We start from the raw sequence: 1,433 nt of genomic DNA on the forward strand, positions 1-1,433 counted from the left end.
GGTGAGGCGATTGCCAACGTCGTTCACACGCGTCCATCCCTCAGCCACCAAGGAAAGCTGGCTTTTCATGGACTCGTTGACGCCCCCGGCACGGATCGACTGCAGCATAGCATCGAAGTTGGCGATAGCCTTTGATATATCGGTCTCGACGAACTTCTTTTCGTCTGGTGAGACTGCTTGAAGATGACTGGCGTAGGAAAGCTGCGTCTTTAGAACGGCGCTCTCTAGTGCCCTCACTGAATTGACGCTGGGCAGCCAATACTTGTTGACCTCATCCGCTTTCGACTTGGTGACGGTCAACCCGTAGAGAGATGTCGCGGACATTAGCGCTGATAGGATGCCTACCAGCGCAAAGAACCCGATTATTACATGGGATATTTTCATTCTCATCATAGTTCCCCAAAATAGGCGTTATTCTTTGGAAGAAAAGAGAGATTTTTACTTAATAATTCTCTAAGATCTCAGCAACGTGGATTTCACCGGTGATTATACCAACCACGCTACATCGAAGCGCTAGCTTTTTTGCCATGAGGCGGTCCAGCTTGTCCTAGGCGGAATCGGCTAAAGGTAGAGGATTCAACCAAAAACGCATTACATAGTATTCGACGACGATCGTGTCCCAGGACCTGGTGTGCTTAGATGACCACGGCTCATACCAGATGGTCGGATGAGTATCAGCGGAGCATTTCGGACGGCGGAGGGTAAACTGAAGCGTTAATCCTGATGATCCGCGCGATCATCAAGCGACCACAGTTGCTGCGCAGTAAGCTTTTTGATCTCCCCGCCCGGCTTGGTAGCTTTTCTACCCACACAGGCGGCCGCCACAGCCTTAATTCCAATTGGACCATAATTACCACTCAGTCCATCAGGCGCTCTGTCTTCACTGAGTGGCGCGTCTTTTCCAATCTGAGTATTTTTGCTTGAACAATGCATCGTTACCTCTCGGCTATGGAAAAAGCCGCGCCCGAAGGCGCGGCGAAGTAGGCCCGCCGCTTAGTGTGCGGGCCAGGGAAGTGATGAAGGTTGTTCTCAGATGGTCGCCAGAGCACGTCGTTTCTCGACAGTGGCCTTCGCATCAACTTTGGAACTATCGCGGACGGGATAGCTGTCGAAGATGACCCCATAGACGTCGGCAGCTCTCCCCTCGGTCTCGTATTTTTCGAGGACATCGTTCAGCACGCGCTCCGGATCACGTTCCAGCGGCGAACCGTAACCGCCGCCAGAGCAATCGATCCCGCGAACGACATCACCTTGAGCCAGCTCGATGCGAGCGGCATTGGGCAGCTTGGTGCTTTCACCGCTCTTGCGGACAACGAAGCGTTCTGCGCGGACACCATCGAGGCCCCCCCGCACGCCCTTTGGTGGTTCTTCCTGACCATCGCCAGGGTACATCACCGTCATCGCATCTGATTTGATCCCGAATTCGATTTCTG

At 53.3% G+C, this 1,433-nt stretch carries 2 protein-coding genes; both read right to left on the reverse strand.

All coding sequences use genetic code 11. From position 1 onward, the window contains the following. Positions 1 to 384, reverse strand: a 384-nt coding sequence (locus tag A3AY_RS34690; protein WP_210163009.1) for an MCP four helix bundle domain-containing protein, incomplete at its 3' end; no start/stop codon positions are given. A 645-nt stretch (positions 385 to 1,029) separates the two neighbouring features. Continuing rightward, positions 1,030 to 1,433: hydantoinase B/oxoprolinase family protein (locus tag A3AY_RS34695; RefSeq protein ID WP_040668308.1), on the reverse strand; the 404-nt coding region annotated here is incomplete at its 5' end.

The organism is Rhizobium giardinii bv. giardinii H152, assembly GCF_000379605.1.
GTDB classification, from domain to species: Bacteria; Pseudomonadota; Alphaproteobacteria; order Rhizobiales; family Rhizobiaceae; genus Pararhizobium; species Pararhizobium giardinii.